Source organism: Ruegeria sp. AWH4_226 (genome assembly GCF_056159225.1).
On the sequence record NZ_JBSWUU010000004.1, the window covers coordinates 1 to 26,282 of the forward strand.

General features: G+C 50.3%; 21 protein-coding genes and 2 pseudogenes. 14 read left to right on the forward strand and 9 right to left on the reverse strand.

Annotation, left to right across the window (positions count from 1 at the left end; translation table 11 throughout):
- The first annotated feature begins 21 nt into the window (after positions 1-21).
- The 5 genes from repA (at position 22) to ACXAET_RS20990 (ending at position 6,193) form a co-directional block, all read left to right on the forward strand.
- Positions 22-1,203, forward strand: a complete 1,182-nt coding sequence (gene repA, locus ACXAET_RS20970; protein WP_475190575.1) for a plasmid partitioning protein RepA — start codon at positions 22-24, stop codon at positions 1,201-1,203.
- 1 nt (position 1,204) lies between these two features.
- Entirely contained in the window at positions 1,205-2,179 is a 975-nt protein-coding gene (locus tag ACXAET_RS20975) for a ParB/RepB/Spo0J family partition protein (protein ID WP_475190230.1), read from the forward strand.
- Positions 2,180-2,383: 204 nt separating this feature from the next.
- Entirely contained in the window at positions 2,384-3,439 is a 1,056-nt protein-coding gene (repC, locus tag ACXAET_RS20980) for a plasmid replication protein RepC (RefSeq protein WP_475190234.1), read from the forward strand.
- Between the two features lie 153 nt (positions 3,440-3,592).
- Positions 3,593-4,702: a DUF4172 domain-containing protein gene (locus ACXAET_RS20985; protein ID WP_475190239.1), complete on the forward strand. Its 1,110-nt coding sequence runs from the start codon at positions 3,593-3,595 to the stop codon at positions 4,700-4,702.
- A gap of 105 nt (positions 4,703-4,807) precedes the next feature.
- A complete protein-coding gene (locus ACXAET_RS20990; protein ID WP_475190241.1) occupies positions 4,808-6,193 on the forward strand; it encodes an IS1182 family transposase in 1,386 nt (461 codons plus the stop codon).
- An 18-nt stretch (positions 6,194-6,211) separates the two neighbouring features.
- Here the strand turns inward: ACXAET_RS20990 and ACXAET_RS20995 are convergent, their stop codons facing one another.
- Positions 6,212-6,550 (reverse strand): ubiquitination-like system serine protease family protein, encoded by a 339-nt coding sequence (locus ACXAET_RS20995; RefSeq protein ID WP_475190244.1) that lies wholly within the window; start codon positions 6,548-6,550, stop codon positions 6,212-6,214.
- Between ACXAET_RS20995 and ACXAET_RS21000 the strand changes: the two genes are divergently transcribed.
- Complete coding sequence (locus tag ACXAET_RS21000; protein WP_475190248.1) at positions 6,538-6,981, forward strand: transposase; 444 nt, start codon at positions 6,538-6,540, stop codon at positions 6,979-6,981. The two genes, ACXAET_RS20995 and ACXAET_RS21000, sit on opposite strands and share 13 nt — an antisense overlap.
- A gap of 300 nt (positions 6,982-7,281) precedes the next feature.
- On the opposite strand, the pseudogene ACXAET_RS21005 reads toward ACXAET_RS21000, so the two are convergent.
- Positions 7,282-7,413, reverse strand: a pseudogene (locus tag ACXAET_RS21005) (GMC oxidoreductase); the annotation flags it as partial.
- A 161-nt stretch (positions 7,414-7,574) separates the two neighbouring features.
- Entirely contained in the window at positions 7,575-9,023 is a 1,449-nt protein-coding gene (locus ACXAET_RS21010; RefSeq protein ID WP_475190250.1) for a DUF2779 domain-containing protein, read from the reverse strand.
- A gap of 224 nt (positions 9,024-9,247) precedes the next feature.
- Between ACXAET_RS21010 and ACXAET_RS21015 the strand changes: the two genes are divergently transcribed.
- The 6 genes and pseudogenes from ACXAET_RS21015 (at position 9,248) to ACXAET_RS21040 (ending at position 18,183) form a co-directional block, all read left to right on the forward strand.
- A complete protein-coding gene (locus tag ACXAET_RS21015) occupies positions 9,248-11,068 on the forward strand; it encodes a hypothetical protein (protein ID WP_475190252.1) in 1,821 nt (606 codons plus the stop codon).
- A complete protein-coding gene (locus ACXAET_RS21020) occupies positions 11,050-12,456 on the forward strand; it encodes a ComEC/Rec2 family competence protein (protein WP_475190257.1) in 1,407 nt (468 codons plus the stop codon). Before ACXAET_RS21015 ends, ACXAET_RS21020 begins: the two co-directional genes overlap by 19 nt.
- Positions 12,457-12,581: 125 nt before the next feature.
- On the forward strand, positions 12,582-13,097 hold the full coding sequence (locus ACXAET_RS21025) for a thermonuclease family protein (RefSeq protein ID WP_475190262.1): 516 nt from the start codon (positions 12,582-12,584) through the stop codon (positions 13,095-13,097).
- Positions 13,098-13,222: 125 nt separating this feature from the next.
- Entirely contained in the window at positions 13,223-14,233 is a 1,011-nt protein-coding gene (locus tag ACXAET_RS21030; RefSeq protein WP_475190265.1) for a patatin-like phospholipase family protein, read from the forward strand.
- Between the two features lie 300 nt (positions 14,234-14,533).
- Positions 14,534-15,693, forward strand: a pseudogene (locus ACXAET_RS21035) (IS3 family transposase).
- Between the two features lie 228 nt (positions 15,694-15,921).
- On the forward strand, positions 15,922-18,183 hold the full coding sequence (locus tag ACXAET_RS21040) for a DEAD/DEAH box helicase (RefSeq protein WP_475190268.1): 2,262 nt from the start codon (positions 15,922-15,924) through the stop codon (positions 18,181-18,183).
- On the opposite strand, the gene ACXAET_RS21045 is transcribed toward ACXAET_RS21040, so the two are convergent.
- Positions 18,129-20,342, reverse strand: coding sequence for a hypothetical protein (locus tag ACXAET_RS21045; protein ID WP_475190274.1), 2,214 nt, complete (start codon positions 20,340-20,342; stop codon positions 18,129-18,131). The genes ACXAET_RS21040 and ACXAET_RS21045 overlap by 55 nt on opposite strands.
- Before the next feature lie 691 nt (positions 20,343-21,033).
- Here ACXAET_RS21045 and ACXAET_RS21050 point away from each other — a divergent pair.
- Together ACXAET_RS21050 and ACXAET_RS21055 are read left to right on the forward strand one after the other, a co-directional pair.
- The gene (locus tag ACXAET_RS21050) at positions 21,034-22,257 is read left to right on the forward strand and encodes a hypothetical protein (protein ID WP_475190277.1); all 1,224 of its coding nucleotides are present in this window, start codon (positions 21,034-21,036) and stop codon (positions 22,255-22,257) included.
- 1 nt (position 22,258) lies between these two features.
- Positions 22,259-22,672: a hypothetical protein gene (locus tag ACXAET_RS21055; RefSeq protein ID WP_475190279.1), complete on the forward strand. Its 414-nt coding sequence runs from the start codon at positions 22,259-22,261 to the stop codon at positions 22,670-22,672.
- A 515-nt stretch (positions 22,673-23,187) separates the two neighbouring features.
- Here ACXAET_RS21055 and ACXAET_RS21060 read toward each other — a convergent pair.
- From ACXAET_RS21060 to ACXAET_RS21080, 5 genes are all read right to left on the reverse strand, one after another.
- Positions 23,188-23,547 carry a hypothetical protein gene (locus ACXAET_RS21060; protein WP_475190282.1) on the reverse strand — a complete coding sequence of 120 codons (360 nt, stop codon included), beginning with the start codon at positions 23,545-23,547 and terminating at the stop codon, positions 23,188-23,190.
- 3 nt (positions 23,548-23,550) lie between these two features.
- Complete coding sequence (locus tag ACXAET_RS21065; protein ID WP_475190285.1) at positions 23,551-24,477, reverse strand: hypothetical protein; 927 nt, start codon at positions 24,475-24,477, stop codon at positions 23,551-23,553.
- Between the two features lie 376 nt (positions 24,478-24,853).
- A complete protein-coding gene (locus ACXAET_RS21070) occupies positions 24,854-25,339 on the reverse strand; it encodes a GNAT family N-acetyltransferase (protein ID WP_475190576.1) in 486 nt (161 codons plus the stop codon).
- Positions 25,340-25,492: 153 nt separating this feature from the next.
- Positions 25,493-25,762 carry a carboxymuconolactone decarboxylase family protein gene (locus ACXAET_RS21075; protein WP_475190581.1) on the reverse strand — a complete coding sequence of 90 codons (270 nt, stop codon included), beginning with the start codon at positions 25,760-25,762 and terminating at the stop codon, positions 25,493-25,495.
- Between the two features lie 74 nt (positions 25,763-25,836).
- A complete protein-coding gene (locus ACXAET_RS21080; RefSeq protein WP_475190287.1) occupies positions 25,837-26,247 on the reverse strand; it encodes a DUF6326 family protein in 411 nt (136 codons plus the stop codon).
- Positions 26,248-26,282 lie beyond the last annotated feature (35 nt).

Here is a 26,282-nt window from a genome sequence, read left to right on the forward strand (position 1 = left end):
ATGAGCAGGAAAACTGCAACTATGCTACAGACCACACCCATTGCTGCGACGACGCAGTCTCACGTTACACGTGAAATTTCCGATCGTCTACAAGTTGCACTGACGACCCACTTAACTCAGGCGTATTCTCCAGAGTTGTCAAAGACCCTTCGCCTCTTCAGCGCGACAGAGGTGGCCGACCTATTTGGCACAACCGGACAATACTTGCGAAAGGGCCATGCTGAGGGCTCTCTTCCAGAACCAGAAGTCATCAAAAACGGCCGGCGCTTTTACTCCGGAGCCGAAATCAAGACGATGCGCCAGATTCTTGAAAGCAGCTCCAGAAAGCCCGGCAAATACCTCCCTGGCCGCCGCGACAGCGATCAGCTTCAAGTCATTCAACTCATGAATTTCAAGGGAGGTAGTGCAAAGTCCACCTCGGCTATTCACCTGTGTCACTATCTTGCGCTTCAAGGTTATCGCGTTCTGGCCATCGACCTTGACCCACAAGGCAGCCTGACTGGGTTCTGCGGAATACAGCCTGAGATCGAGTTCGAGGGAAATTCAATCTACGATGCTTTGCGCTACGAGGATCCGGTCCCAATGTCCGAGTGTATCCGTGCCACATATTTCCCTGGTTTGGATCTTTCCCCCGCCCAGTTGATCCTGTCAGAATTTGAAACGGAAACCGCTGTCTACGCTCGAAAAGGTGTCCCCTTTTATAATCGGCTCGCCAATGCAATCCAGACGGTAGAGGCAGACTATGATGTGATCATTGTCGATAGCCCACCTTCTTTGGGCTTCCTAACGCTGGCGGGGTTGTTCGCGGCAACGTCTGTAATTGTGCCGCTAACACCGAGCATGTTGGACGTAGCCTCCACACAGCAGTTTCTTGAAATGACTTCGGCGTATCTTGAAGAGTTTGAAAATTCCGGGATTCCGATAGTCCATGACAATTTCCGGTTTCTCATAACACGGGACGACCCCTCAGATACGCCGTCTCAGCAAATTGTCAGCCTGATGCGAGCGTTGTTTCAGGATCGAGTGATCGGTGCAACTGCGCTACGAAGTACTGCCATTGCTGATGCCGCGATGCTGAAAATGACAATGTACGAAGTCGTTCGATCAGAAATGACGCGGTCGACCTATGACCGCGCCAGATCAAGCATGGATGCCGTTGGGCACGAAGTTTCAAACATGATTCAATCCGCGTGGGGCCGTTGAAATGGCACTTAAACAAAACAAGACTAGCATGGCTGCAGCGATTGCAGCAGCAGCCGGAAATCCGCCAATTCCACCTACAAAGACGGAACGCGCCAATGCGGCGCTTCCACGCGGTACGATTGCATCGGTCCGTGTTGGAGCCGGGGGCATCCAAGATATCGATACCTCACTCATTTTGCCTTGGGGCCCAAAAGATAGGCTTGGAATCGAGTTAACACCTGTTAACTCTGACGCCGAAGTTAATGTCGATTCAGCAGTTCTGGAACTTGCTGAAAGCATCAAGGACGCAGGAGGCCAACAAGTTCCCGTCCTGTTACGCCCTTCCGAAGAAGTCGACGGTCACTTCGAGGTTATCTACGGTCGTCGTCGCATCTTAGCTTGTCAGTATCTAAACCAGCCTGTTCGCGCGCTGGTAAGAACACTTGATGATAAGGAAGCGCTTCAGGCAAAAGGCCTTGAGAACTCTTCACGGGTTGACCTGAGTTATTACGAGAGAGCCCGGTTCGCACGCGAAATCTTAAACCAGGGATATGACCGCTCGGAAGCGATTACAGCGCTGGCGATTTCCAAGAACACGCTGTCACAGTTGGAGCGAGTCACAAACGATATTCCGGACGATCTCGGGGATATGATTGGTCCGGCACCGAAATCCGGGCGGCCCAAGTGGACAGCACTCGCCGATGCGTTGCGGAAAGGAGTGATAACAGCGGACAAGGCTAAAAAGCTCTTGGAGACGCTCAACGTAGCTAATTCAGACGATCGGTTAAACGGGCTTCTGGGCAGTTTGGCTCCCAAGAAAGAAGCCCAAGAAGTCCGACCAGCGCCCGACGTTGTTATCAAGACCAGCAATTCGGCGGTGAACATGACAATCAAAAGGGCAGGGGATAATGAAGCCTACACAAGTTGGCTTTCGGTCAACCTTGGACAAATCATTCAAGAGTCCTACGAGCGCTTCAAAGAAAGCGCGGAGGAGTAAGCGAGTTAACATCTGTTAACTCTACATGAGGCAACGAGCAAAAAGGAGAAAGCAAAAAGAAACCCCCGAAACCTGAGGCTCCGAGGGCTGAAAACCAACTAGTGGTTATAGATTAGACACCTAAACCCTAACAGCCTGAGAATCACGACACAATAAAAAACGCCTCTGGGTGAACAGGTTTTCTTTGTCTGCTGACAACATCTCATGAAAACACTAACAGCATTGGCTCCAAATGGAGCAACCTTGTCGGGAACGGCAGGGCAGGGGAGTTGTACGCCCAAAAAGTGGAACCTTCTTCGCGCCGTTGAAGAGGCCAGAGAACCTCTTGGGTTAAAATCCACAACTCTCAATGTCCTGAGAGCGATGATTTCTTTTTTGGGCGGTGATCAGATTGCTGCGGACCAAGATGATCATCACATCTGCTTCGCGTCCAACGCGGCGATCGCCAAACGAACGCATGTCAGCGTGCAGACAGTTGAACGTCATATCTCGACGCTGGTTGAGCTTGGACTTATTCGTCGCATCATGAGCGCAAACGGCAAGCGATGGGCGCGACGGGATCGACAGGGCAGGGTGGTCACCGCAACTGGGCTCTCTTTAATGCCTTTGTCTGAACGGCACGCTGAGTTCATCCAGGAAGCCCAGAGGCATGCTGATCGCGTTCTGGAGTTCACTGTACTCCGCGACAAGGTTTCCGCCGCTCTGGCTCGCCTTAGGGAACTCGTAGCAAATGACACCGCTATCTCTGATCTGATGACCACCGTACGCAATGCTCTGCGTCGCAAACCGGATGCGAATGTCCTCAGCGAACTGCTGGCAGAAATCTCTGTGGAAATCTCTGAGATAACACAGGCAGATACAGAAAATTTGAGGGACAGTGATAATGAAATTGAGGGGCACAAAGAGGACTCTTTGAATCCGGAAGTTAAGAAAGAAAAACTTTCTCAGATTCAGGTTTCTCCAGACCAAATGGAGCGTAGTTTTCCACGGCTATGCTCAGAATTACGCTTTGCAAAAAATCAGCACCACTGTGATCGGCTTATGGATGATATCGCCGAATACCTGCGGCTTGGCGAAACCTGGTATGCAATGAAATCAACGTTTGGCCCAGCTATTCGTTTCATTGTTCTCGGATACATCTTTCAACGTGCTGAGAACATACAGTCTCCAGGGGCTTACCTGATTTCATTGTTGGCTAAAATCCAAAAGGGAGAGCTGTCCCCAAAGGCAATGCTCTCGCGGACCTCCAATGCCACGTAAATTTCAGGAAACAAGACAAGATTCACCGTTTTCAGATTGCACGTCCAATCGATGGTTGGATCGAAAGATTGAAAAAGGTGAGCAATAGGATTGACCTCTATAAATCATATAGTGATAAATAGTGAGTTATAGAAGGGGAGCTTATACCTCACGATGTGGAACTGGCAGAACCTTAACTGGCCGACATTTCGTTACGATGCCGCAAGACTCGAACCATACGAGCAACAGTTCCTGTTGTCCTCAGGGGAAGTTCTTGGAGCGGTTCATCATGTGAACACATCGGATCGAGATCAATTGCGGATCGACCTGTTAAGCGAAGAAGCGATGAAGACCAGCGCGATCGAAGGTGAAATGCTGGATCGGCTTAGCGTGCAATCTTCCTTGCGCCGCCATCTTGGACTGGCTCCCGACAGCTATCCATCCAAACCGCGCGAGCAGGGCGTTTCTGAAATGATGGTGGACGTTTATTCCAACTATTCGGAACCACTGTCACACGACACCCTGTTTCGGTGGCATGACATGCTTCTGTCCCATGATAGACACCTGGAAGCGATTGGATCATACCGGAGCCATGAGGATGCTATGCAAATCGTCTCAGGCCGCCTCGACCGCCCAACGGTGCATTTCGAAGCGCCACCTTCACATCAGGTTTCGGCTGAAATGGACCAGTTCGTCACCTGGTTCAATCGGACCGCACCGGATGGTCCCGAACCATTGCGCGCACTGATCCGGGCCGGATTGAGCCATCTGTATTTTGAGAGCATTCACCCCTTTGAAGACGGCAATGGTCGGTTGGGCAGGGCGCTGGCGGAAAAGTCCCTGGCGCAAAATATTGGTCAGCCAAGCCTGATTGCCCTTGCTTTCACGATCGAGCGAGAGCGGAAGGCTTACTACGACCAGCTCGAACGTCATCAAAAGACGCTAGACGTCACACCATGGCTTGTCTGGTTTGCCGAGACCGTCCTTACAGCGCAGCAGGTGACGCTTGACCGGGTTGGGTTCTTTATCTCCAAGACGCATTTCTACGACCGACATCGTGATCAGTTCAACGCCCGCCAAAGCAAGGTAGTCGCCCGTTTGTTCAAGGCCGGACCGGACGGTTTCAAAGGCGGATTGAGCGCTGAGAACTATATCTCGATCACGGGAACGTCCCGCGCCACCGCGACGCGGGATCTGCAGGATCTGGTAGAGAAGGGCGCTCTGAGCCGAACCGGTGAACGCCGGTACACTCGCTATTGGTTAAAGTTGGACCGGGAAGGGTAGGGGGGCTGAAGTACGGCACGAACGGGCGTATTTCGTTGAAAAACTCCTGCTTGATCGAGACGTCGGTCGCTGATTCAATTCTCTCAACGAGCGGGAGGATCAGCCATGATGGGACCGAGACAGGAAGCTCAGGCGGCATTGTTTTATGAGTTTTCGTTGGACGACCATGTTCCCCAAGGTCACCTGCTTCGGTCGATTGACCGCTTTGTTGATCTGAGCAGCATACGCGCACATTTGGCAGATTTCTACAGCCACACGGGCCGTCCTTCAGTCGATCCTGAACTGCTGATCAGAATGCTGTTGGTGGGCTACTGCTTTGGCATTCGTTCAGAACGGCGATTGTGTGAAGAGGTACATCTTAATCTGGCGTATCGCTGGTTCTGTCGCCTCGATCTCAACGACCGGGTTCCTGATCATTCGACCTTCTCAAAGAACCGGCACGGGCGTTTCCGTGAGAGCGAACTGCTCCGCCATCTGTTCGAGACAACCGTCGCCCGTTGTATCACAGAAGGCCTCGTGAGTGGCCAGCGCATGGCGGTGGATGCCAGCTTGATCGAGGCTGACGCAAACAAGCAGAACTCAACGGCGAAGGAGGAATGGGATGTGTCCGAAATTGATCGTGCGGATGCGCCACGCGCTGTTCGGGAATATCTCGATACACTGGATGAGGCAGCTTTTGGTGCCGCGACGCCAGTCAAACCGAAGTTCACGTCCCATTCTGACCCGGCCAGCCAATGGACGGCGGCTCGCAAAGGCCCAGCGTTCTTTAGCTATTCCGATAACTATCTGATCGACACCGATCACGGCGTCATCGTTGATGTGGAAGCGACGCGTTCCATCCGTCAGGCAGAGGTTGGTTCAACAAAAACGACGCTGAAGCGTGTGAAAGACAAGTTCGATTTGCATCCCGAGCGCCTGATCGCTGACACCGCTTACGGGTCAGGTCCAATGCTCGGATGGCTGGTTGACCGAAAAATCGCACCGCATATTCCGGTGATCGACAAGGCCGGGCGCACAGACGGCACATGGTCCCGCGCCGACTTCGAATGGGATGCCGCAAACAACCAGTACATCTGCCCTGAGGGCGAGGCTCTCAAGCAATTCCGAAGGAACTACTCCGACCCGAAACGAGGCCCCACGGGCAAAGGCGTCGCAAAATACCAAGCTTTGAAACACACCTGCCAGGCCTGTTCATCAAAAGCTAAATGCTGCCCTAATGCCGATGCGCGCAAGATCACTCGCGAAGAACACGAAGACGCTCGCCAAGTCGCCCGCGATATCGCCAAGACCCGCCAGTACGACATCTCAATGAAGCTTCGAAAGAAGGTCGAGATGCTCTTCGCCCACCTCAAGCGTATCCTCGGGTTGGGCCGTCTCCGATTACGCGGACCATGCGGCGCAAATGACGAATTCCTCCTCGCCGCCACCGCCCAAAACCTCCGCAAACTGGCAAAGATCTTTCCTGCATCGCAGCAAACGCGAAAAGTCTGACCACAAAGGCGCTCGCCCTCAGTTCAGACGGCAACTTTCCGCACCAGCAACACGTTGTTTTTCCACAGAATCGGCGGGAAGCCGACCTTCGCTGCAAGTGCCCAACAAGAAGAACCCAAGTACAAAAGCAGACATTTGGTGGGCGTCCGGGGACCGCTCTAGCGTTATGGCATTGCTCTGGCACCAAAGAATATGGCCATATCGGAGCCAGAAATGAGCTCCAAATCCTGACTTACGCCAAACTGAGGGCCGAAGGGTCGGAGGTTCATCGGTCTTGGATTTGAAAACCCAGCAAGGTTCCACCTCCGGCAACAGCATAAAATCAAGGTCTTCACCACAGCCGCATGGGCATCGCATATTCGAAGATGATCGAGCAACATCCCATTCTGAATGCAGATGTGCGTAGATTGATGCGTTTGCCTAGCATCGGCCTGGTCACGGCTTCAGCGATTGTCGCAACGATTGGCGATGCCAAACAGTTCCGGACCAGGCGCGATCTGGCGGCATGGCTCGGACTGACCCCACTCAACAAATCCACCGGTGGCAAGGAGCGTCTGGGCAAGATCACCAAGCAAGGTGATCGCTACATTCACAAGCTGTTGGTCGTAAGCATGACATCTCGCGCTGTGATGGCAAAGCGTTCATCCGAAAAGGTTGACCTCTGGACCGCTAAGCTGATCGCCGACAAGCCATTCCGACTAGCGACAATCGCCATGGCGAACAAAGCGGCGCGAGCCATCTGGGCGATGCTCACGAAGAAACAGGAATACCGGCAACCAGCGCTGTAACCACGCCGGCTGTCTCCGAGATGCAAGACGTTGAAGTGATGATGCGGAATTAAGTCAACCACGAGCAAGGACACTCCGGGAGTGTCCGCGGGCCTCCTAGGTCGATAAGTCGATTGGAACTTTGCTCGCGGAACTTTTCAGGGCCAGTGGCGATAACGCTGCCACGCTAACAGGCCGGACAGACAGCGATACTAACGAAAATAACCGCAGAAATCACCAAAAAACATTTGCAATGCAGGAGCCACCCACAGACGACACTCAGATAGCGATCTCGGGAGTTGTCGATATCTTGACGTTCATTCAATTGCCAAGAACCAAATCAGCAGCCTTCTCTACTATTATCAAGGTCGCGGCGTTCGTATTCGCGGCAGGCATATTAGGCATGATGGATGCATCCTCGACTCGAAGCGCTTTGATCCCATGGACCTTTAGCTGACGAGCTACATCCGATTGCCGACTTTACTAAGTGTTTTGTTAGAGTCCGATACAGATTTTGGCTCAACGGATCTAATCGCCGTTCTTGCCAAAATCTGCCACAAGGCTGAAACAACTTGTGGCCACGGGTGTTTCTCCTCACGCATAGTAGCTTAGTGCTAATTTGTCTCGGTATAACGGAGCAGTTTTTCGAAAATTTTGACCATTGCTAAGGTGTCAAGCTGGCAATACTCCAGCATATCCTTGCGGAGTTGCTCTTTCTCTCTCCCATTCGGCATGTTGATCAGTCTAGCCCAAGCTTCCATCGCTTCCGTACCGCTAGCAATACTCATACCTTCGTAGGTAAATTCAGGGACAAGAACTGGAAGGACTTTTTTAATCGAGGTCGAGCCGCCAAATGCGATATCCACGTAAGCTTCTTTGAAGAGATTCTCGAGATCAACTGTGCGTTTGATCAAGTTCTTTAGGAATTGCGTTTTTTCAGGATAGAGCGCCGCCATATTCTTGTTTTGTGTGTTTTCATAGGATGCATGCCAAGAAACGACGCTCCCTTCCGGCCCAATATGTTTTTGCATATGCTCAACTAAGGCCAATGGCATGACTGCTTCTTCTGCCAAATATTCGAAGTTAAGGTATTCTTCATCTTGCGGACTTCGCTTAGCGTGTAAGGAGTATTGAAAGGGAATTGGTGCTTGCGGCCGGGCACCGTTAATAAGCGGGATGGCCGAACTGAAGGTTTCGTAGTCGAGGAAATAAACCGGATACCTAGTATTAGAGAAAAAGCAAGCTATCGCGTCACGGTCGATCAGTGGTTTACCCAAATGAGCAGATTCGAGAACCAGCGATTGTTTCTTTGAAACCTCGTCCAACGCGATTTCGCTTAAGCTAAACCGCCTATCGTCCACGAAATTAACTAGCTTTGATTTGCTGATCCTGGGTAGATCGTAAATGGATGGGTTTGGTATCCCAGGATTGAAGTGTTCAAAGGTGTCGCAGCGGTTTGATTTATTGTGAGTCAAACACGTGCAGGAGCTCTGATCGATTTCAGAGAGCTTCAGAAACGCAAGCGCTTCTTCGATTGAGGCTCGAACACTGTCCTCTGTCTTCGCGACTTCATCTGTAACGTCTTCAAAAACCAATAACTTTTCTGGCTCGATTTTACCATTGCGGACATAATCCCCGTTGAGATGCACAATGAAAACCTTGGCGACCGACCTACCAGTCTCTTCTGCAGCCACCTTTTGAAAAGCTGCATCTATTATTTGATCGTTCGGTGTACTCTTCTTCACCTTGGTGGAGGATTTGACCTCATAGATGTTGATTGTCCCGTCTTCATTTCGGCGTATGACGTCTGCCCTAGCATACAGCCCTCGCTCAGTCCAAAATTCTGATTGATACGCATAAGACTGTGCATCAGGTTTCGCTTTAAGCAATCTGCGAACGTAGTCTTCGACTTCGTAGCCTTCGGCCGCGATCTTTCGCGTGTAGTGAGAAAACTCCCCATCTGGGTATAAATCTGGTTCGTTTTTGGCGATCCAAAGCGACTTTGGGCAATTCAGAAACTGCAGGAAATCGGTTTTTGTAAACTGAATGCGTGTGGAGTTCATGAACTGATGTTCGTTTGGATTTCAGGATTTTTCTCAAAACAAGTGTTATCACCTTGTCGAAGCTTGCGCGAGATGTGGTTTCCCATGCGAAGGCAGTACGCTCGATGCACGTTTGACGCGTATCTTTTTCTTTGACATTCTTTAATCAAGGTTTACCGGATTTGGTTGACGTCTGGCTGTTTGCGCAGCCAGACGTAGGCCCCAAGGTATGAGGGGACGTGCCGATGGGCGCACGGCGCAAAATGACAAAAGCTACGAGAGAGAGGCTATATTCTGCATCTCAGTACCTGAATAATTCGGTGGAACAAGAAGTCGGATTGCAAATCCCCTTTGTCGTCTACCTGCAAGACCCTTTGGTAGCGAAGGAAGATCCGAAGTTCGGCTTTGACAAAGAGCTTTTCGTACGTTGGGAGCCCGGTATTTCGGATGGACCAACGAATTCTCGTTTTGCGATCGTCGACTACAATGGAGACACAGGGAAACTTGCGCCCATGGCAAGATGGGACTCGAAGAACGAGGTGTTTTTGGATCCAAAAGGCAAAGCTTTGGACGATAAAAACACAAAGAGTTTGCAATTTCACCAAGTAAATGTTTGGGCGGTGCTGCAACGCGCGTTGGCGTTTTTCGAGCAAGGCCAAGGCCTCGGTCGACCCATTCCGTATGGGTTTGAAGGAAATCGACTTATCGTTGTTCCTCATGCCGGCTACGGAAAAAATGCGTTCTACGATCGAAATAGTAAGTCTTTGCAGTTTTATTATTTCGATGATGAGGACGGTAAGCGTGTCTATACGTGCCTTTCGACAGATATTATTAACCATGAGTTCGGTCATGCCGTTCTTGACGGCGTTCGTCCTTACTTCATGGAAAGTTGCTTGGATGAAACGGGCGCTTTTCACGAATTCATAAGTGATTTCACGGCAATCCTGCTCATTCTGCGAAATAACACTTTCAGGAAAAAGCTGGTTGCAAGTACTGGCGGCGATCTTTCTAAGGCTGACCAGTTGGCTTGGATAGCATCGGAATTTGGGAAGGCTGTCAGCGGGAATGAATACCTGCGTACTGCCGACAACGGGCTTAAAATGTCGGACCGCGAGGGACACGGCCCGCATGCACTGTCGGAAGTGATGACAGGAGCCATGTATGAGATTCTTTTAAAACTCTCGAAACACTACTTACAGAACGAGAAAAACTCTGCTGGGGACGCGTTCTGGTATGCAATTCAGCGCATGCAGCGGGTTGCTATTCAACCATTGGACATTCTTCCTCCCGTTGATGCCACATTTCGCGATTACGCTTTGGCCGTGTTGCGGGCAGAGGAATTAGCCAACCCAACAGACCCGTTTGGTTACATTGAAATGATGCTTGAGGTTTTTGTAGAGCGCGAGATCTTGGGTCAAAGCGATGCCGAAGCTGTGCGAGAACCGCGATATGTGTACGACCGACTGCGCCTCGATGTTTTTCACGATGTCGATAGTATTTCGCGCTCCCGCGCTGGCGCCTACCGCTTCCTTGATGACAACAGGGAGGCGCTATTGGTTCCCGCCAACCAAGATGTATTCGTTGCTGACCTTTATGACTCCCAGAAACTGACGCACCAGGCGCGGCGCCTGCCCAGACAAATAATATTGGAGTACTTGTGGCGAGAGACAGTTTTTCTGAAGGGCGCGGAATTCGGCGAGTATGAAGGAAAAACAACAACTATGTTATGCGGTGGAACGATTGTTTTTGATGAAAAAGGAACAGTTCTATCTTGGGTCCGAAAACCCGGAAGTCAAGGCGGCCGAACCGCAGCGTGGAAAGAAGAAATCAGCGCTGGGAAAAAACGACGTGATGAATTTCTTCAAACCCTTGCCCGCCGAATTAGAACCGGGCAGGTCGGCGCTACGCTCGGTGGCTCTAAGGGTGTGCTAGGCACCCATATACCGCCTGTCGTTGTAACAGAAGATGGAGACACGTTAAGGTTCCAACTTTCGCCTCATATGACCCTGGCGAGAAAAGACGGCGATTACTACCAGGGAGGTCGGGCATGGGAAGTAAGCTCTTGATAAGAAGCTATAATGTGGGATGCGGTGATTGCTTTTATATACGCATTCCCGATGGGAATGACGGCTTCCATATGTTGATTGATTGCGGATCAAAAGAGAGCGCTTCGACGGGTGTAATGAAGCGCGCTATTGCCCACATGGCGGAACATGAACTGCCTGCAGGAACCCAAAATGGGACAAAGCGGCTCGACGCAATCGTTGTTACTCACAGGCACGAAGATCACATTAAAGGTTTCGACCCCAAATACTTCAGGAAAATCGAAATCGGGAACATCTGGATTACAGTCGCAATGGACGAAACGCACAGTCAGGCGCAGCGATCTATTGCCCTTCATGACTTCGCAGCGACGGCTATGAATGAATTAGCCACCTCCGGCGCTGCACTGAGCCCAGAGTTTTCTGATTTGGTTGCACTCTATGGCATTAACAATAGGAGTGCTACGAACGCTTTAACGAAGGATCTGCCAGCGAAGAACGGCATTGAGCCCAAGTATGTTTTTGCGGGCATGACTTCTTCAGATCTTGGTATTGAACTTCCAGATACTGAAATTTTTGTCCTCGCGCCGGAACAGGATATTGACGGTTACTATTTGGGAAAAGAAGTGGATCAAGCACTTCGAGGACTTCAAGAGGGCGCCAGCCATTTCGGCGGGCAGGCAAAATCGCCGAGTAAGGTTGGCCCATCAAATATTAGCGCAGAAGACTTCCGCATTTTGCAATCCCGCTTGTTGTCAAACGGGTTGGCGTTCGCTGTAGATGATACAAAAATTCAGAATAACGTTAGCACGGTTCTATTGATTGAGTGGAAATCCAAACGACTGTTGTTTGTGGGCGATGCCGAGTGGGAGGACGAATACCGTGAAGGTAAAAGGAACGGCAGTTGGAATGTCATGTGGCATACTCGTAAGGATCATTTGTCAAAACCCGTCGATTTTTTGAAAGCGGGCCATCATGGAAGTCACAATTCGACGCCATGGAACAGACACGCCGGACCGGATGACGAAGTAAATCAAATCTTGAATTCGATCCTCCCGTTGCCACAGCCGGGAGAAGCGCCCACCGCGAAGTGCTTGGTATCAACCAAGCGCAAACAGTACGATACCATCCCTGACGCAGAGTTGCTGGCTGAGATCGGCAAACGGGTTAGCAACACGAAATCGTATCTGACCGACTTTGAAGATGTGGCTTCAGGATTCAATCCGCAGGACAGCATCTTCAACTACTCGGTTATGAAGACGTATTCGAAGCAACCTTCGCCGCGCGAAGTAGGGGAAAAAGGGTGGTTGGACAAACCACAACCACTCCGGACAGACATGGAATCTATTGGAAAAGGACAAAAAGAAATGGAGAGTGCGGTTGAGTTCGTCGATGTCGAATTCGACCCTTAAAGCCGAGAAGTTTTCACTGCTTTTTTTTAGAATAACGAATTTTTATAAATTTTACAGACGGTTACTGACGCCGTTGCCGTTTGAAACCTGTCGGAACGACTAAAACTGATAGAGGAGTGAACATCGTGCTTAAGTCGTTAATAGTTGCTTTGGCTTTGCCTATCTTCATGTCTACCATGGCATATGCGGACCCATATGTTGCCTTCCTAAATAATGTTGAAGCTGAGGAAATAGATGATGGTGATACTCCACTAATCGAAATTCGAATGTACGGCATCGATGCACCCGAGAAAGCTCAACTTTGCGAACGTGCAAATGGCGCATGTTATAAGTGTGGGCAGCGTTCAAAGTGGGTACTTTCCGGCTTGCTGACAGATGAAGCAACGTATCGATTTACCGGTGATTCAACTTACGGGCGTCCGGTGGCTACGATTTTTTTGAACCAACTGAACGTGAATCTAGAAATGGTCCGCCAGGGACATGCGATCGTTTATGAAGCTTACCTGGACGATGACTTGAAGGCCGAATATCTGGCCGTTCAAGAAGAAGCAAAGAGTGCAAAGCGCGGTATCTGGCAAGGTACGTTTATTGAACCCGCAAAGTGGCGCCGGGGCGAACGTTTGAATTGCGAAAAGAACTAGATCCCGAGATAGCTTGCTCTCAAAGACGGCGTGATTTGCGTTTGCGAAAAAGGGAGCTTGCTGCCTACGGTCAGCAATCAGCGGTTAATGTTAAACTAAATTGTTTTAGAACAGGAGTTTAAATCATGGGTATTGAAATTGACGGCGAGACAAAACGAATTGGTCTTGCGTTATCTGGTGGTGGGTTTCGCGCTGCTGCGTTCCACTTGGGGACATTTCGGAAGCTCGAAGAGTTTGGATTGCTGAAGAAGGTGGACCTGTTCTCTTGCGTAAGCGGTGGCAGTATTGCAGGAGCATTTTTGTGCGCAAACTGGAACGATCCGTCAGTGCTTGACAAGCTCGAGGACTATCTCAAAACAAGATCGATCGCAGTGTCATCTTTCTTAGAAGGGGTATTAAATCCGTTTAGCACGCGCTTGAATGCACTGGCAGCCTCTTACGATAAGCACTTATTCGGAAATCAAACACTTTCACGTTTAGCCAACGGACCACGCATCTATTTTAACTCAACTAACCTCTCAACAGGCAATATGTTCTTCTATGTTGCTGGCGGCGGCGATCCAGAAGAGATGGGAGAGCATGAGCTGGGCCAGGTCTCCGCATCTGTGCAAAAGATTAGCACGGCTGTTGCTGCTTCATCTGCTTTCCCACCGGTGTTTCCGCCACTACGCGTCTCTGAAGACGAATTTCCGAATGATCATACAGAATATGTCACGCTGACAGATGGCGGTGTGTATGACAATCTTGGCGTTAATCCCTTGATGCGAGTTGAGCGAAACAAACTAGACTATGCGCTTGTGAGTGATGGGGGAAAACCGTTCCAAATCGTCGAGGCTCCCACGGAGTTAGGTACGAAAGTTCTACTCAAGGCCATTGGTATCTTAATGGAGCAAGTTCGCGGGCTTCAGTTCAAACGCATGGAACTTGCTCATGCCGCTAACCGCGGACCTCTTCCCATGTGGTTTTCGATCGATAGCCATGAAGGCGAGAAAAATGCTGGCGACGCCGAATTCGCCTCAAGTATCTCTACCAATCTCAAGCGGCTCTCTGATGCCGAAATGGATGTTTTGACGCGTCATGCTGGTGCGTTGTGCGAGGCTCGCATTAGGGAATATGCTCCCGAATTGATTGGGTGATGGACTAAGCTAAACACTAGGTTACCACACTGTTTAGCCTCTAGCGTGTTGCGAAGAGAGGCAGCTGATACGCCTAAAGGGCCGGTGAAATACTGTGGGCGGATATTTCATTGGCTCTGTAGGAGCGTTCTGGCGAAGGCGCGTATTTGCTCTGACGTGTCAGGGTCTCCAGTAGACATTCCTTGCGCCTCATCAAAGTTGTCAATCTGCCGTTCCGACAACTTGAAGTAGTCATGACCTGCCCCCCGCGAAATCCCTCACCATGATGTAGAGTCTGCCCAACCCTGAAGGAGCAGACGAATGCGGAAGAGCCGTTTTACCGAGGCGCAGATTATCGGGATGATCAAGGAGCAAGAGGCAGGCATGCCGACGGCGGAGGTGTGCCGCAGGCACGGGCTCAGCCCGGCAACGTTTTACAAGCTGAAGTCCAAGTATGGCGGCATGGAGGTGTCGGAGGCCGCGAGGCTGAAGGCGCTGGAGGACGAGAACGCCAAGTTGAAGCGGCTGCTGGCCGATACGATGCTGGACAATGTGGTTCTGAAGGATCTTCTGGGAAAGAACTGACGGCGCTGACCAAGCGGCGAGAGGCAGCGCTCAGGGCGATGCGGGATCACGGGATCTCGCAGCGCCGGGCCTGCCGGCTTGTCGGTGTCGACCCAAAGACAGTCCGGTGCGAACGCCCGCCGGACTGCCCTGAGATCCGCAAAGAGATGCAGGAGATCGCCGGAAAGCGGCACCGGTTCGGCTACCGCCGAATTGGCGTGTTGCTTGAGCGCAAGGGCATGAGAATGAACCACAAAAAACTGTATCGGCTCTACCGGGAAGAAGGGCTGTCAGTGAAGCGGCGGCGCGGCCGCAAGCGGTCCCGTGGAACGCGCTCCCCGATGCCGGAGGCTGCGTATCCCAATGCGCGCTGGTCTCTGGACTTCATGGCTGACAACTTCGGGGCATCCCGGAAATTCCGCATCCTGGCGGTGATAGACGATTGCAGCCGCTAAAACCTGTGCCTGGTTGCTGACACCAGCATCTCCGGCGCACGTGTTGCGCGTGAGCTGGATGCGCTGGTGCGGATTTACGGTAAACCCGGATGCATAGTCAGCGACAACGGGACAGAGTTCACGAGCCGGGCCATTCTGAGGTGGACCGATCAGAACGCAATCCCGTGGCATTACATCGATCCAGGGAAGCCGCAGCAGAACGCCTTTATCGAGTCATTCAACGGCAGCCTGCGCGACGAACTGCTGAACGAGGAGATATTTGATACCCTGGACGACGCCCGCCGGAAGCTGGCGCTCTGGCGTTACGATTACAACACCGTCAGGCCGCACTCATCGCTCGGGAACAAAACACCGGCCGAAGCGCGCCGGACGCTTGAGCAATTTGAGGGCTCCGCGCCCGGCGCGCTTGCCAAGCCCGAAACCGACGACTACCAAAATCAAACCCGCAGACTCTCTTTATAAACGAGGGACCAGTGGGGGGCAGGTCACATTCTGGATTACTTCTTTCACAATGCGATCTATCTTAACGACTGGTCCGAATTTCCGCGACCACCTCTATGCATTGGCAGAAGGCTTGCGTGTTGGACATTCGGATCTTGTTAAATGAGGTCGCGCAACGTTAGACAGTAGTGAGGTTTGACGCTTCCCGAAATAAGAACGTATAATTGCTGGCTGCTAGGATGATAGCAAATGTCAAAAAATCCTTTCAACGCAGGTGATTGGCCCTTCCAAGAAGAAATAATTGGTTTTGCGGAGTCGCAGAAATGGTTGGAGCCAAGGCCCATCCAAAAAGAGCTTTGGAGCAAGTCAATTATCGACGGGGAGTCGCACGATGTAATTGTATCGGCACCAACGGCAACAGGTAAAACAGAGGCCGTTTTTTTACCGATTGTTTCATCTTCTGATCATTCGGTAGAAGGTATTCAAACAATCTACATTTGTCCGCAACGCGCGCTTATCGATCAGCAAAAGGAAAGACTGCACCCTATATTTGAGAAAAGAGGAATGGGTGCATGGAAGCGACACGGTGAAGCTTCATCAGGAAGTGGAAATGTAGAGTTTGGCGTCACAAAGAACGCTTGGCAAAAGGGTGGGGTTTTAATCACTACACCAGAAACGCTCGAAGGCATTCTTCGAAAACGCCAGCACCTGAACACTTTTCCTTACTTGCGTTGGGTTGTTGTCGATGAGCTCCATTCGTTTTTTCATGGACCGAGAGGAACTCAATTGATCGCGCAACTTGCGCGTCTCGAAGCCGAACTTGGACCATTTCAACGAGTTGCACTCTCAGCCACATTGTCGGATTCAAGCGAAGTTCATGCGAAGGAGTTTTTGCGTCCTGAAGATCAAGGAAGAGTTCAGGTCGTGCGAGACAAAACGCCTATCAGTCGCACAAGTTATCACTTGAGTTCATTTCTAGAGCCAGATCTTGGGAAAGATGGAGAAAGCGCATACAAGAAGATTGCGTCAGCAATCCGCAAGGATATTGTTGACCGGGTTGTCAAAAAAGGCGACTCGACCTCCAAGGCACTTGTTTTTGGAAACTCGCGATCGATTGTGGACCGCTTAACCGCTGACTTGGATTCAGGGAAGCATAGTGGGAACGTTTTTTCGCACCATGGCTCTCTAGATCCCAAGATTCGGCGAGAGGCAGAAGCGTTCCTTCGCGATGAAAAGAGTAGTGGTGTTGTTGTTTCGACGCCCACTCTCGAACTAGGGATAGACATTGGAACAATTGACCTAGTCGGCCAAGTTGACGCCGGACCGACGGTTTCTTCACTACGGCAACGCTTAGGACGTTCTGGGCGTTCGCATGGCAAAGTCTCCGAGCTGAAGGTATTTGTTACTGACTTTCCCCATGAAAAAAAATCTCATCCTCTTACCAAGCTACATTTAGGTGTATTTCAAGCGGTTGCGCAGTTGGAGTTAATCCTCAAGCAAGAGTTTGAGGAACCCGACACCCATAAGTGCAATCTTTCGACCTTTTATCAGCAATTACTTTCGATGGCGCGAAACGGTGTCCATTGGGAGAATGTCGTCGAAACGCTCATAGACAACGGCCCTTTTAAAGATGAATTTCTGCATGTTTACGAACATGCCATGGAGCACCTAAAGCGGAAGAATACGGCCGACCCAAGGTTTCCATTGCTTCAAGAGAAAAACAATACTTTGGAGCTGACGCAAACAGGGGAAGATTACGTAAGTAACCCAAGATTTGGAGTTTCGTTTCCTACAGTAACGCAATTTTCGGTCAGGCAAGGGTCAGAATTGTTGGGTTCAATACCTATTGGCCACCAATTGAGGTCTGGTGATCCAATTATTTTTGCTGGCAGGTTTCTAAAGGTTTCCAAAATAGTAATGCGGCCTCCGACAATTTTTGTAACGCCTTCTTCGAGCGGACGACCGGCGCGCTTTGCGGGTTCCACCTTATCTCCAAGTGAAGACGTAGTCCGCCAAATGAAGGAGATTTATACCACTGGAAAATGTAGTAAAAAGATTGGATTAAGCGCTCAAGCTAGGAGTTCTTTCAACGCGGGTGCGAAAGAGGCTAGATTACTGGAACTGGACCAAAACTCTCTGCACGAGTTCGGGAACGAGGTCGTACTCTTTCCATGGTGCGGGCCGAAGACACAAACTACTTTGACGCTCAAACTTAGATCGTTTGGATTACCGGCAAAAGAAGCTGGTGTGGCAATAATCATCGGTGGAGTGGGTGAGAAAAGAGTAAGAGAAACTTTGGAAAAAATCGCTATAGGTCAACACCCAAATGCTGCCGACATGGTACGGTCTTTGAGTACACTTCGAATTGAACCGCATGACAAGCTTTCATCGCTTTATCTCGCAAGAGAAAACTATGCTGCAAATAACCTAGACATTGTTGGCAGTCAAAAATGTGCTCAAACAATATGCGAAGCTTCGGTTCCGTCAGAAGCGTCTGGAGCGTCTGCATGACCAATCACCCTAAACTCTGCTCCCACCTTCTGCGCAGTCATTTGCAATTCAGTCAAAAGCGCGCTCAAAAGCTTGAATGATCTTGTTTTTTTATTGTCGTCCCCATTGGCGACACCTTGTCTACATTCTTTCCAATAGCGTTCTCTCACGTGTGGCTGGGCTACGACTAGGAAAGACTCCATCATGTGCGGTCGATCGTTTAGAGAACTCGTTATAGTACCTATAGTCGCCTCAAGATCTTGGTCGGAAACTCGTTGTCCATCTTTCCAGATGTGTTTTGGTTGCCTTTGCTCGAGTTCCTTGGACAGAATGCCAGGGGCTAAGTAGCGAATGTTTTTGTGGGCTTGACCAACAACCTGCTCGTATGCAGAGACGCTGATCTCTCTTTCTTGGCTATAAGAATTAGCTCCCTTGGCGTGAACTATCCAAAGCTTGCGACCTTCCAAGTCTAGGAATATGAAATCCGCAATTTCTCCTGCGCCATCATCACATATCGCCCATAGTGGTCCGGTTGGTTTGACCAAGCTGTCGCTTGCTTCGAGTAGATAATCAAAAATCGAATTGTCGCTTCCGACCTTCAAAAGCATCTCATGATCCGATTCACCTTTTAATCTTTTGGGCTTCTCGGCAGTGACGGAAAACTCTCTGTCACCATCAGAAAATGGTAAAAAGATCCAATTGGACTCAGGAAAAAGGACATCAGTGTACTTGAGTTCGGATACTTGGCCATCTGCTAAAACATGACCGCTGTCATACCAAACTGCAAATCTTCGCGCGCCATCTTTGCTGACATCAGCTAGTTCCTCAAAAAGCGCTACATCGGGGTCATCCGGCGGTGCTAGGTATTCTGTATTCCAAACCCTGAGCTCGATTTCTTCATCCAGATGAACTGGCAATACCGTTTGTTTCAATAGTTCTCTGCCATGACGCCTCGCCACGAAAGAAAACTTAGCGGAGTCCTCATTTAGACCTAAGTGTTCAAGCTCGCCTCCGTGGAACCATTCAGATTCCAATTCTTGGGCCCTCGCTACTTCGTGGTCTTCTGATGAAGTACTGTCTCCTGTCAGCATTAGCGGAGTAAGAGGTCTAAACGATACATCGAAAGCTCTTTGAGCCTTCAGTAAATTCTTGCTCGATACAGGGTGTGTCAGGAGCCGGAAGCCCTGTTGATTCAAGCCGAGGTCTTGAGGATGATGCTTCTTTTCTTCGAAGTAAGAAATTCGATCAAACAAACTGGAAAGTCTTTTTGCAAAGTCTTGAATGGTCTTGCCCCGTTGTGACCAGACCTTTTGTTGCGCCAGTGACAGGCCCGTAAAGCTTAACCCTAAAGGAGGTTCATCGCACATCGATTCTAGTTCGGTATTGCTTTCCACGGTGCCTTCATCTGGCTCTTCATCTACATTTTCCGGGGTCAAGGAGCGCAGTAAAATTGCTGACGTGAGGCGATACCCCTGATCACCCATTGGATCAATTGCATCTTGAAGACGAGGGCCCTGAAGCGATTTTCTGTCTGCTTTGGTATTGATTGGACGATGTACGCCCGACAATGATGCCTGCATCGCGGTTCCTTCAAGACAAGCCGCTTGTAGAGCTCTGTCAGTGTAGCGTTCGGCGATCGGATTTTCGTTCAAATGAACGCCAAAATGACCGGTGACCAGAAACTCACGAGCTGCTTTCGCCACGCTATCATTGGTGCTGTGAATGACACACTGGTGCTTACAGTTGGATTGTGTACGTAGTCCTACTAGCAGTAAGTGTTGCGCAACTTGTTGCCAACGACGACGGTCTTCTTCGAATATCGCCACTTCTGCTTCAGCAATTTTCTCGTCAGTAGTCTCCGCGTCTTGTTCGGGCGAGGATTCAATCCAGGCCTCTGGTATCGTGCCCAGCCAGCCGGGAAAACTGCGCAAAGCCCAAGTTGCTGCAATGAAATGCCACCCTTTTACGTCTTCCAGTTTCACAAGGTCGAAGTCTTGTTCTGAAGCACCTTTTTTTGGCTCAGGAGAATCTGGTCGATAGATCGCGATCTTTTTGAGACTGTTGGAAAGTAGTGCTTCGAAGTCTTCTTTAGTCACATCAGTTTTGATTTGGAGTGGTAGTAAAGAAAGAAATGGGTTCAGATGCTTAAATGATAGTTGTTCGACTGAGTTTTCATCCATAGGAAATTTCTCGGAATTTAATGATATGACTTCAAATGCGGTCTGCTTGGGTTTGGTGTTAGGCGGGAACATACCCTTGGTATGAGTTATCGCATAGTCGTTTCTTCTGGCCAGTTAGTGTTCGACAGGAGAGACAAGTTTGTGCCAAAAAACTTGGTGGTGCTGATCGACAGAACTTCTAATGAGATCTCTGGTGCAGGCACCAATGTCGAAACGTCAGTTGATGAGTTGAAAAGACGTGGTTACGTTGTCTGTTCTGATCAGTCAGTCAGTTATGGCTTCGACATTGTCAAACACTGACCTGCCTGTGGGATGGGATTTACGCGAGTTGGATGACCGTTTTGTCCCGCGATCTGTGAGTTCGAGTAGGTCAGCTTTTCGGCAGTGCGGCGAAAGTCCGGTCTAGTGAAGCTGCACCGCAGTGTTTGACTACATTGGAATGTCCGGTCTGGGCCGGACTGATCGCGGTTGTTAAAGGCTCCGGAGCTTGGTCCGTCTGATTCTGTGATGCGTACGAGCGGTGCATGAATCACCACTCTGCTTTCTTCGCATTTGGGCCGTATTGGTTGTTTGAAAATCAGCTTGTCCCGCAGACTAAGCAGAAACGTAAGCGCTATGGTTGTGCCGGTCTCGCTCGAATCATGCTTTGTCTGTTAGGATGCTTCATTACTTTAGAACTAGTGGATTACAGATGCGTTGTCTTATCGCTTTGTTGCTCATTCTCGGTTTTGTTCCGTTCGCTTACGCAGAGCCGTTTGGCTTGCGCATCACGATCCCTAGCAACAGCCTCCCCTCTGGCGATCTAAACGCTCGGCTGCAGTATGCCTTGGAACGACCTTCTGATGATTTCATTCCGATTTCAGATGGCGCCACACTGAAGAACGACCAGCGAAACAATTATAGACAGTTCTTTTTTCGCTTCGACGACCTTAGCTTTCCAGAAAACGTGTCACGCGGATTATTTTGGGGAGAAGTTACTGATACCTCCGGCGAGATTCTGCGCCGCATCCCGCTGACCGTCTTCTCCGGAGACGATCTGACAGACAGGCGCTTGATTGTGGAGACAATCGCGGCCCAACCAATTGGCCTCGATGCCTTGGCGGCGAGCTACCCAATCCACTTGGCGGATTCGAACTTTCTTGATGAAGCTAACGTGCTCTTCAGCCTGCAGGCTGTACGGGCACTGATTGACGCAGGTTTCGTTGCTTCAGACCTCGAATGGAAACGGATATTCGATAAGTTTACTGCCAATGTCAGCTACTTTCAGCGGGGTGGTGCGGAAGATGTGGGGCTCATCCTGCGTTACCTCCATGAACGCTATGAAATTCTTGCTGGAACAGATGCGTCCATTGACGTCTACAGCGACTTCTACCTGCGGTTTCTTTCGCTACTAGCAGAACTAAAGATCGGTGGTCTGGCCGCCCCCGATGGCACGACGCTGGCCCAATACACCCTAGGCCGACAACGCCAGATTATAAGCGAACAGGGGGCCGCGGTGCTGGACGAGGTGATGACTACTCAGACGATCCTCATCAAGCAGAAAAACCCTATGCCCTGCATGCAGCTATCACATTCGATGCTGGTGGAGTTAAATGCAAATGAGACATTTTGGTCCGACATAAAGACACGACCCGAGGCCGAACAGATGGTCAAGGTTTTTCTGAAACGTTTCGTAGATTGTGCGCAGCGGCACTACATCGACAATGGGCCAGATAGCGCTAGCCTCGGGCAACTCGAAGACGGATTCGCTTTTCTATTCGAGACGGACGACTTCGGTGAGCAGGTCGTCACAGCTTTTTCCGCTGCAGTCGCGAAGTTAGAGGAGAGTGGACTCTTCCTTCGTCGCAACCGTAGCGGGACGTATCGGCAGGTTTATGATTATTATGATGAATATCTTGAAAGAATAGGGCAATAAGATGCTTAACAGACAACGTTTTTCTATGTACATTGGGTTGCTAATCCTGTTCGCCCATTTGGGTATCTCTGCCTATTTTCTTTTTGTCTTCGCTCCGCCAAGCGATGCGGTGAATATCGAGGAGATTTCTTTCCCACTAACCGTCGCCTATGTTTCGTCCATTGTGATGTGGTTTTTCGCCAATGGCGGGATTGTAACGAGGGACGATCCGATTGGTTGGCCACTTGCGGTGGTGATCCTCGCAATCGTTCTTGCGATGGTGGGTGCATTGTTCGCGGTGCCCTTACAGTTTTCAGCAAACGAGGAGATAACCGTGAGCCAACTTAATCAACGCTATCTCTTCGTGGAACTGGCATTCGGCGGTATTTTCGGCATCGTGATGGCAGAGCTGTTTGGGCATCAGCGAGACACCTAAAGTTGCTTCTTCGGCGCAATTGTCGGTGCTTTGGCAAAGCGCCGACAACGTTTTTGGCAAAGTTACGATATAGGCATCACAATAAACCAATGTTTAACCAGCGCGGCTCGCCCAGCCCCGGCTGGTATGACGTTGAATTTATTGGTTGGCAGCGAATGGCAGTAAAGACTTGCCGCACTGCAGCGACAGCGCACTTCGGTCAACGGCAGGAGTGGGCCGACTTAACCAAGCGAGACGGTTCTGTCGGGCAAGATGGGGTCGAGTCCGGTAGGCGGTAGGATAGTACGTTAAGCAAACTATTTGGCCTGAGTGTTAATCTATACTTTGCTACGTCACACGCGGTGGCGCAGGTAGGTTGGTCTATTTAAGGACCTCATTAGTATCCATGCCAAGTGAGAAGATCTGAAGATGTTTTATTTGTTCGACTACTATTCGCGAATTTGATTGCTCCGCTCGATTGGCATTCCCAGCAGCGCACACTGCCGGGAACAGCTTTCCGTACGAACCCGCTGCTTCTAAGACAGTACGTTGATGAATCTCGTTAGGATTGAAGCTAACCGAGCAGTCGACTTTAGGATCTGGGCCACCGTTTTTACGGTTTTGACAAACTTGTTTATCTCACGGGTGTGTTTCCCGAGACGTTTTTCTGCTTCGGATTGCTCTAGCTGTGAGGCTTGAAAGGCGAGTTCAGCATCAAAAATTAACTGGTCATTCTCGGCCATTTTAGCACGTTCAGCCCGCAGTTCCTTAACCTTTGCTTTGTTCCCTTTCTTGGCTGCGGCGTGTATTGCAGCTGTGTTCTTGCGATAAAGTTCATTCTGGCGGTTTCGAATTTGCTGAAAGTACTCGATTGAAGTAGTGGTGTCTTCTGCCATGGTTCATCCCTCCACCTTTTCGACCAAAGTTTTAAGCGCTTCCAAATAATCAATTACTTCTTCCGGAGAGTCTGGTGAACGAAGCGCATCTGCAAGTGTAGAATGGACATGAGCAATCATGCCGACGTCATAAATCGATGTCCCTTGATAATATTTCATGAAGGCACTGTGTTCGGCTTGCAGTGCTTTGATGGCCGATTTGTACCCTTCTGCACCTAGCGCATCGACGTCATATTCTAACACCGCTATGTTTTTTTCCGTCAGCGATCTGGATTTTGATCGAAAATCATTGTCAATTCCCAAATTCACCAGATGCAGTTGTAGTTCTCTGGCGACCGTTGCTACGTCTCTGTCAGATTTCAGGACGACTGATCGCATTTTCGTATATCTGAGCGTTGCAATGGCTTCGCTAACAACTGCCGTTTCGGCATCTTTGGCATCGGCCCGTTCTTTCAGAAACCTCAAAAGGCTGGCTGACTCTGTAGCACTTGCGAAATCTGACAATGCTGCAATTGCAGATGAGTAAGCCGAAACCACCTCTTCTTCCAAAGAAGCGTCCATGAGTAATGAAAGGGCTGATACATATGTAGTTAAAGCTGCCATTTTTCGTTTCGCTGACGTTGCTTCGTTTTGTTCTGGGGGTCGATCGCCGATTACAATTTTTTCAATAGTACAATTTGTTGCCGGTACGCTCGTATCTCCGACAACGACAAAGCTGCAATCGTCACTCAGAAACCATGCGTCTCCAGCTGCCGCTGAAGCAGAAAGTTCAGCCTCGGCTGCGGCTTCAAGCCCTGGTTTGAGTTGTGGTGCTAGTCTTTTTTCCGTCTTCTCGGCTAAGTCACTGAGCGCATCAAACTCAGTTGTAACTCGTGTAGTTGAGCATGACGAAAGCATGCACAAAATTAGAATGCTAATAGAGTACTTCATAATCAAAGCGACCTCACAATTCGTTTTTAAAATACCGTCAGGATATCATTGTTGTTGATATTATTCAATTTTCATAGCCGTCACGGCAATACCCTAAGATTGCCAGTAGCCGCCATTGGAATTCAGTTAGCTGTCCGCTCTTGTTATTTTATGGCGCAGTTGCGAAACGTATAATGCGGACCCTGGATCCAGAAAACCGAGCGGCAGGAAAGTCCCGCGTCTTATCCGTTCGACATGTCATATTAGCGCACTTGCAGCGAATGTCGGCTATGCGGGTTGCACCAGCAGCATTGGCATGCCGTGTTCAAGTTCCGCAATGGGCCGAACCTACGACATATTCTGAAGCCGTCGGTAAGCTACAGATCGGACAATCCTGTCATACTGTCTCAAGACGGAATTTGAGGAACTTCTCGCCATCGTACTCGATCTGGCCAACCGGCTTTGCACCCAGTCTGCCGAGCGCTCCCAATTTTTTGCGGGACGGCGGCAACAGAAAGGTCACAAATGGAATACGGTCGTCCGCCATCGCGAAATCAAGTGCCTTCATTGCAATGCGCCGTCCAAGACCGAACGCGCTGGGTTTCAGGACCAACCCGAAGTCCCACTCCTCGCCTTCCTTCTGAAAACCGCCCCATCCGACATATGTGTCGTCGACCAGGAAAGCCCAATGTCCAAGACCGTCCCTGGCCCAGTATCCTTCCTTCTTGGCGACAAACCCGGCCGCGACAGTGACATCCCACGCAGAAGTCAAAAGCGGCATGTGCTCAGCGACCCGAGGGTCTGACATGTGATCTGCAATCTCGACCGGTTCAACTTCAGTGAGCCTTGCGAATGTGATGTCGTTTTTCAAGATCGCCTCCATTAGCGTCCATTTACGGCCTGCCCAGGTCACGAACGGCACAATTCCAGTCGGGTTGACAGTGAGGCCCAGAATACCGGGTCTCTCCTACTTGGTAACGGTTGCCGGGCATGCCTCTGTCAGTGCTTGACTTCTGAACCGGGTTCCAAAGATTGATCATGCTGATGTCTGCTGTGATGACCGAGATCTCCTTATCGGAGTAGTGCTTTCACAAATCCCGCCGGATGTCCGACAGATCCCTGTCCCGTCGAGGTATGTCAGCGCTTCGGTCCAGGCGAGGACCGCTTGTTCGGCCGGCGAGAAATGGTCCACCTCTCGCCAGACAATGAGCGTGTCCAGCTTGGCCTGCACAACACCCGCCTTGCGTGCCTGGTTAAGGTGCATGGCCACACAGTAGGTACATTGGTTGATTTGAGATGCCCGAATATCTCAGGTTGGTTTTTCTCATGCATGAGTTGAGGGTTTGCATCAGTCACGGGTTTGTGCATTCGTGGTTGGGGTCAGGTGCGGTGCGCAGCGCCGGCGGTCAGTGCCGGCTTCCATCGCCAAGCGATGACGACGATGGCCGTCATTGCGATGAGCTGTAGAACTAGGTGATAGGTGTCATCGAGATCGATAGGCGCGGGCGGTATCATTGTGAGTGTCGTGACAAGCGCCGCGACGAATGTGAGAGGTCGGGCGATGCGACGCTCCAGCATAAGTGAAAGCGGAACCATGGAAATTGGCACCGAGACAACGATGCCACCGATCAACATCAGTTCCGGAGTGATCGCCATGCCGTTGAATTGGCCTGTCATGATGGTTTCGAGGAACCCGGGCATCACGAACTGGTGGAGATCGCGAAAGATGATGTTGAGAAGGATGAACAGCCAAAGGGCCGAGAGTTTGATGTGAGTGTCCATAGATCGCATAGGTGTGGTCTTTCTTTGGTCTGGAGAAGGGAGGA

Bases quoted from the DNA above. Each gene is read 5' to 3' on its own strand.
- repA (WP_475190575.1), top strand. From the start codon at position 22: ATGCTACAGACCACACCCATTGCTGCGACGACGCAGTCTCACGTTACA.
- ACXAET_RS20975 (WP_475190230.1), top strand. From the start codon at position 1,205: ATGGCACTTAAACAAAACAAGACTAGCATGGCTGCAGCGATTGCAGCA.
- repC (WP_475190234.1), top strand. From the start codon at position 2,384: ATGAAAACACTAACAGCATTGGCTCCAAATGGAGCAACCTTGTCGGGA.
- ACXAET_RS20985 (WP_475190239.1), top strand. From the start codon at position 3,593: ATGTGGAACTGGCAGAACCTTAACTGGCCGACATTTCGTTACGATGCC.
- ACXAET_RS20990 (WP_475190241.1), top strand. From the start codon at position 4,808: ATGATGGGACCGAGACAGGAAGCTCAGGCGGCATTGTTTTATGAGTTT.
- ACXAET_RS21000 (WP_475190248.1), top strand. From the start codon at position 6,538: ATGGGCATCGCATATTCGAAGATGATCGAGCAACATCCCATTCTGAAT.
- ACXAET_RS20995 (WP_475190244.1), bottom strand. From the start codon at position 6,550: ATGCGATGCCCATGCGGCTGTGGTGAAGACCTTGATTTTATGCTGTTG.
- ACXAET_RS21010 (WP_475190250.1), bottom strand. From the start codon at position 9,023: ATGAACTCCACACGCATTCAGTTTACAAAAACCGATTTCCTGCAGTTT.
- ACXAET_RS21015 (WP_475190252.1), top strand. From the start codon at position 9,248: ATGGGCGCACGGCGCAAAATGACAAAAGCTACGAGAGAGAGGCTATAT.
- ACXAET_RS21020 (WP_475190257.1), top strand. From the start codon at position 11,050: ATGGGAAGTAAGCTCTTGATAAGAAGCTATAATGTGGGATGCGGTGAT.
- ACXAET_RS21030 (WP_475190265.1), top strand. From the start codon at position 13,223: ATGGGTATTGAAATTGACGGCGAGACAAAACGAATTGGTCTTGCGTTA.
- ACXAET_RS21040 (WP_475190268.1), top strand. From the start codon at position 15,922: ATGTCAAAAAATCCTTTCAACGCAGGTGATTGGCCCTTCCAAGAAGAA.
- ACXAET_RS21045 (WP_475190274.1), bottom strand. From the start codon at position 20,342: ATGGATGAAAACTCAGTCGAACAACTATCATTTAAGCATCTGAACCCA.
- ACXAET_RS21050 (WP_475190277.1), top strand. From the start codon at position 21,034: ATGCGTTGTCTTATCGCTTTGTTGCTCATTCTCGGTTTTGTTCCGTTC.
- ACXAET_RS21055 (WP_475190279.1), top strand. From the start codon at position 22,259: ATGCTTAACAGACAACGTTTTTCTATGTACATTGGGTTGCTAATCCTG.
- ACXAET_RS21060 (WP_475190282.1), bottom strand. From the start codon at position 23,547: ATGGCAGAAGACACCACTACTTCAATCGAGTACTTTCAGCAAATTCGA.
- ACXAET_RS21065 (WP_475190285.1), bottom strand. From the start codon at position 24,477: ATGAAGTACTCTATTAGCATTCTAATTTTGTGCATGCTTTCGTCATGC.
- ACXAET_RS21070 (WP_475190576.1), bottom strand. From the start codon at position 25,339: ATGGAGGCGATCTTGAAAAACGACATCACATTCGCAAGGCTCACTGAA.
- ACXAET_RS21080 (WP_475190287.1), bottom strand. From the start codon at position 26,247: ATGCGATCTATGGACACTCACATCAAACTCTCGGCCCTTTGGCTGTTC.